Here is a 5145-nt window from a genome sequence, read left to right as displayed (position 1 = left end):
AAAAGACCCGCTGAACGTGTCAGCGGGTCTCCAGATTAACGTCACGTCACTATCTTTTCGTAGCAGCGACATGACGTTGGGAACGTATTTACGATCATCTTAGTTACGTGTGAACTCTTGTACCCAATATCCATTGTAGTAAGCCACACCAATTTGTGTATATTCTGCCTTCAAAATATTCTCACGGTGTCCCTGGCTGTTCATCCAGGCTTTCATCACTTCTTGTGGTGTTTGTTGTCCCATGGCAATATTCTCACCCGCATACGTATAAGTTACACCGAATTTTTTCATCATATCAAATGGTGAACCATAGGTCGGAGATGTATGGGAAAAGTAATTGTTCGTACTCATATCCTTCGCCTTGACTAAGGCTACTTCTGTAAGCTTCGCATTCGATGCGAGGGGCTTCAGACCTTTTTGGCTGCGCTCGTTATTTACAAGCTTTACAACCTCAGCTGCAAATTGGGACTTGCTCAGTTGTGCATCCGATCCTGCTGACTGACCCGCGCCTGAGTTTGTGCTTTGTTTTTGAGTCTGTTGCTTGTTACTAGACTGCGATGCCTTTTGGCTACCCTGTTTGGTTGTTGCTTGTTTACCGGATGAAGGATTTGCTGTTTTGTTTTTAGCCTTGTCCTTTTCAGAACCATCCTTAATTACGGTCTTTGTTATTGTAGTCGTCCCGTTGGACATATTGACGGTATATCCGTTATTTTGAAACCATTGTTGCAGTTGGGCAGTCAAATCGTCAGCTGGTGAAGCTGATGCCGGAACGATGAATCCTGCGGATAAAATGGCGCTTAGACTTCCCATCACCAGTGTTTTTTTCAACATATTCTTCATTTCGTCATCTCCTTGTTGTATAAATGCCTTGGTGTGAACGCGTCTGGTTACAACTTTGTAATCTTTACTCTAGCAGTATATCATGTTTTATAGAAGGATCAATGGTATAAAAGTTGGAAAAAAAATAGCCCCGCTCGGAGTTGACCCATGCGGAACTAAGTTAAAAGTAGTGAGGCATTAAGTATAATACTGTCTTTTTACAGGCTGATTATCTAAGCTTTTTGCTGAAACGGTAGCCTTGCTTCTCAAAGCCGATTCGGTTGTAGAAAGCTCGGGCCTCTACCCGTTTGATGCGGTTATTCGCTCCGGTAATGAATAAATGATAGCATCCTTGCGCACGTCCCCACTCCTCACCACAAGCCACCAGGCGCTTGCCAATGCCCTCGCCGCGATACTCCCCGCTCACGACTAGCATAGTGATTTGTACGGCAGGATCAGGATAAGCCAAGCTTTGAGCCGTATGCATGCCGATTACTCCGACAACACGACCATCCATTTCTGCAACCATCATATTCGCTTGACTGTCCTCCCGCGTTGTTCCCATAACTTCTTTCATTACACCACAAGTCATCGGGTACCCGACTTCTCTTAGTAGTCCAGTTACGGCTTCGCAATCGCCAAGCTCTACGGAACGAATTGTCAGTACTGGAATCATCACATTGTTAGACATGATTTACCTCCACTTTCAGCATATTAGCAGCTTCTTTGGCCGTCTTCCGTGCTGTTTCCACATCTTCTGCAGCGCTAAGCGCTACAGCCATCCGGCGTCCCGGCTTGGTTTGAGGCTTCCCGAACACTCGCACCTGTGTCCGGGGTAGCAATAATGCATCATGCAGACCGCTTATTACGAAATCCCGCGTAGCCACTTCTGCCTTCAAAGTAGCTGAAGCTCCTGGTGTAAGCAGCGTGACGGATGGCACCGGGAATCCGAGAATGGCCCGCACGTGAAGCGCAAATTCCGACAAATCCTGCGTGATCATGGTCACCATTCCTGTATCATGCGGACGAGGGGATACTTCACTGAATATGACGCCATCAGCTGTTAAAAACAGCTCTACGCCAAACAATCCGTAACCACCCAGTTCATCCGTAATCGTACGGGCAATGTTCTCCGCCTCCGAAAGCTGCTTGTCCGTCATGCCATGAGGCTGCCAGGATTCGACATAATCCCCATCTTTCTGAATGTGGCCAATCGGTGGGCAAAAAATCGTACCCGAAACCGATCTGACGGTCAATAAGGTAATTTCGCTCTCAAACGGGACAAAAGCTTCAACAATGACACGTGTTGTTTTGGCACGCGCGCCTTCCAGCGCCGTATTCCAGCAGGATTCTGCATCTTCGAGTGCCCGGCATACAGACTGCCCTTTACCCGACGAACTCATCAAAGGCTTGACCACACATGGCGTGCCCAGCTCATGAACCGCCGACCGCAACTGGTCAAAATTATCTGCAAAACGATAGGCAGCAGTCGGAAGCTGTAATTTCTCGGCAGCCAGCCTGCGGATACCTTCCCGGTCCATCGTAAGACGGGCGGCACGGGCCGTTGGTACTACGTAAAATCCTTCTTGCTCTAATTCTTCCAAAGCACCCGTAGCAATAGCTTCGATTTCAGGTACAATTATGTCGGGCTTTTCCTCACGAATTAGTGCCTTCAACGCCTCAGCATCCTGCATATCCAGACAGTGAGAGCGATGGGCCACCTGCATTGCTGGAGCCAGTTCATAGCGATCAACAGCAATACATTCCACGCCAAGCCGCTGAGCTTCAATAATGACTTCTTTTCCCAATTCGCCGCTACCCAGCAGCAGCATCTTCTTAGCTTTGGCAGAAAAAGGAGCACCCCACATCTTGAACTCTTCCCCCTCTGACGAAATTGCTCTGATCTCTTTTCATCTTTATTTTCAGGGTCTAGCTCCAAGAATGCAATAGTGCTCGGCATTTAAATTTACAAAAAACGCGATTTTTTGATCTTTTTTTTACAAAAATCTGAACTGTGCTTCCACCAGCCCCCGATATATTCCATGTTTTTTCATCAATTGTTCATGATTACCACTTTCTTGGATTTCCCCATGATCCAGTACAACGATATGATCAGCATTCCGGATGGTGGACAAACGGTGAGCGACCATAAACGAAGTTCTGCCTTCCAGTAAAACCTGAAGAGCCTCCTGAATTTTCAACTCCGTTTCCGTATCAATACTGGCTGTTGCTTCATCCAGGATAAGAATTCTCGGATTTGCCAGCAAGGCACGAGCAAAGGATAAGAGCTGTCGCTGGCCCATGGACAACATTCCCCCCCGCTCCTCTACCTCTGTTTCATAGCCAGCTGGCAAGTGAACAATGAATTCATGAGCATTGACCGCCTTCGCAGCCGCTTCAATTTCCTCATCCGTTGCATCCAATCGGCCAAATCGGATATTATCGCGTATCGTCCCCGAAAAAATAAATGTATCCTGAAGCACAATGCTTATCTGGCTTCGCAAGCTCTCCACCGTGACATCGCGCACATCATGGCCATCAATCGTAAGCCGCCCTGACGTAATGTCATAAAAACGGCTGAGCAGATTAATAATTGTACTTTTACCTGATCCGGTATGACCCACAAGCGCTATAGATTGGCCCGCCTCGACAGAAAGATTAATACCTTTGAGCGCCTGACGTCCCTTTTCATATTCAAAAATGACCTTTTCAAATTGGATATCGCCCCGAATGGACGGCAAGGCTTTTGCTCCCGGTTTGTTTGCAATATTCGGCTGTTCATCCATAAACTCAAAAATTCGTTCTGACGAAGCCATCGCAACCAGTAACTGATTATACATTTGCCCCAGTCGATTAATCGGTTCCCAAAAGTTCCCAACATAGTTAGCAAACGCAACCAGTAATCCCACCGTAAGCTGATCTGTCTGAATTAAATGCGCTCCAAACCAGAACAGCACAAGCGTACCAAATCCTCCGGTAATATCAATAAGTGGGCCAAAGACCTGATTCATGGCAGAAGCCTTATCCCACGATTTTTTGCTAGAGCTGTTCATATCGTCGAAATAAGCCATGTTTTCCTGCTCCTGCGTATACGCTTGTGTCACACGAATCCCCTGAATGGACTCATTCAAATGAGAGTTGATACGTGAGTTCTTCATACGCACTTCTTGCCAAGCACGGCGGATGCGTACGCGCAGCTTGGTCGAGATCAAAAACATGATCGGAACGGTCACAATTACCGCCAAACCGAGCTTCCAATTAATAAGCAGCAAAATGACAATAATTCCGATAAGCTGTACGCAGTCAATCAGGACATTCACTGCACCGTTCGTAAAAAGATCCTGTAGCGAGTTAATGTCATTTGTCACGCGCACTAATACAGAACCTGCTGGTCTCTTATCAAAAAAGTTAAAGGATAGCTTTTGAATATGCTTGAATAAATCTTCACGCAAATCGTAAATAACCCGTTGACCGATAATATTGGTGAATTTAATGCGGTACGTGCTGGCTGCCCATTGAATTAAATATAACAAGAGCACGGCACCCGTGATGAGCAGCAGTAACTTTACGCTGGGCAGTGCAGGCCATGCGGGAGCAATTGCCTTATCAATGGCCAGACTGATCAAATAAGGAACGGTCAGCTTAGTAATGGTGCCGAGAATCATCATGACCAGAAGGATCGGCAGAATCTGACGGGCATAAGGCTTCATGTATGCCAGCAAACGTTTGAATTCTGACCAGTTAAACGGTTTGTCAATGACATCATCATCTTGATAGACAAAGCGTTCATTCGTTGGCTTTTTTAACGGTTTTACTTTTTCTGCGGGTATATTCATGGTCTCACCTGCCCTTCGGATACACCGTCTGGAGCCTGAGCTATGTAATCGGCGTATTGAATATGATACACATCCTGATATGGACCTGGAGTAGCAATGAGCTGTTCATGTGTTCCACGCTGGACGATTCGTCCTTCCTCAAGCACCACAATCTCATTGGCATGACGAAGTGAAGAGATTCGATGAGCAATTATAAATGTTGTTCGACCACGCATAACCTCTTGAAAACCGGTCTGTATTTCATGCTCTGTCTCCATATCAACCGCACTGGTAGCATCATCCAGTACCAGAATTTTCGGATTTTTGAGTAGTGCGCGCGCGATGGCGATCCGTTGTTTCTGCCCTCCGGACAGTCCCAATCCACGTTCTCCGACGACAGTGTCATATCCCAGCGGTAGTTCAGTTATGAATTCATGTGCCTGAGCCAGTTTGGAAACGCGTATGATGTCATCCATACTGACATGACTTAATCCATATGAAATATTGTTGC

At 46.5% G+C, this 5145-nt stretch carries 5 protein-coding genes; all 5 read right to left on the bottom strand.

Going from position 1 to position 5145, the window contains the following annotated elements; all coding sequences use genetic code 11:
• Positions 1-99: 99 nt before the first annotated feature.
• Positions 100-840: a CAP domain-containing protein gene (locus GRP75_RS18795; protein ID WP_028540689.1), complete on the bottom strand. Its 741-nt coding sequence runs from the start codon at positions 838-840 to the stop codon at positions 100-102.
• A gap of 208 nt (positions 841-1048) precedes the next feature.
• Complete coding sequence (locus GRP75_RS18790; RefSeq protein ID WP_160790041.1) at positions 1049-1510, bottom strand: GNAT family N-acetyltransferase; 462 nt, start codon at positions 1508-1510, stop codon at positions 1049-1051.
• A complete protein-coding gene (purT, locus tag GRP75_RS18785) occupies positions 1503-2687 on the bottom strand; it encodes a formate-dependent phosphoribosylglycinamide formyltransferase (RefSeq protein WP_160790040.1) in 1185 nt (394 codons plus the stop codon). The genes GRP75_RS18790 and purT overlap by 8 nt, the downstream gene beginning before the upstream one ends.
• A gap of 129 nt (positions 2688-2816) precedes the next feature.
• The gene (locus tag GRP75_RS18780; protein WP_068942685.1) at positions 2817-4655 is read right to left on the bottom strand and encodes an ABC transporter ATP-binding protein; all 1839 of its coding nucleotides are present in this window, start codon (positions 4653-4655) and stop codon (positions 2817-2819) included.
• The coding region (locus GRP75_RS18775) for an ATP-binding cassette domain-containing protein (RefSeq protein WP_160790039.1) at positions 4652-5145 on the bottom strand (494 nt) is incomplete at its 5' end. The genes GRP75_RS18775 and GRP75_RS18780, both read right to left, overlap by 4 nt.

It is taken from the genome of Paenibacillus sp. OT2-17 (assembly GCF_009827695.1).
GTDB lineage: Bacteria > Bacillota > Bacilli > Paenibacillales > Paenibacillaceae > Paenibacillus > Paenibacillus polymyxa_B.
The sequence above is the reverse complement of the archived record's forward strand: the minus strand, read 5'-3'. Positions and strand labels throughout refer to the sequence as shown.

What these genes read in the sequence shown, in the direction of transcription:
- GRP75_RS18795 (WP_028540689.1), bottom strand. Translation starts at nt 840, where the DNA reads ATGAAGAATATGTTGAAAAAAACACTGGTGATGGGAAGTCTAAGCGCC.
- GRP75_RS18790 (WP_160790041.1), bottom strand. Translation starts at nt 1,510, where the DNA reads ATGTCTAACAATGTGATGATTCCAGTACTGACAATTCGTTCCGTAGAG.
- purT (WP_160790040.1), bottom strand. Translation starts at nt 2,687, where the DNA reads ATGTGGGGTGCTCCTTTTTCTGCCAAAGCTAAGAAGATGCTGCTGCTG.
- GRP75_RS18780 (WP_068942685.1), bottom strand. Translation starts at nt 4,655, where the DNA reads ATGAATATACCCGCAGAAAAAGTAAAACCGTTAAAAAAGCCAACGAAT.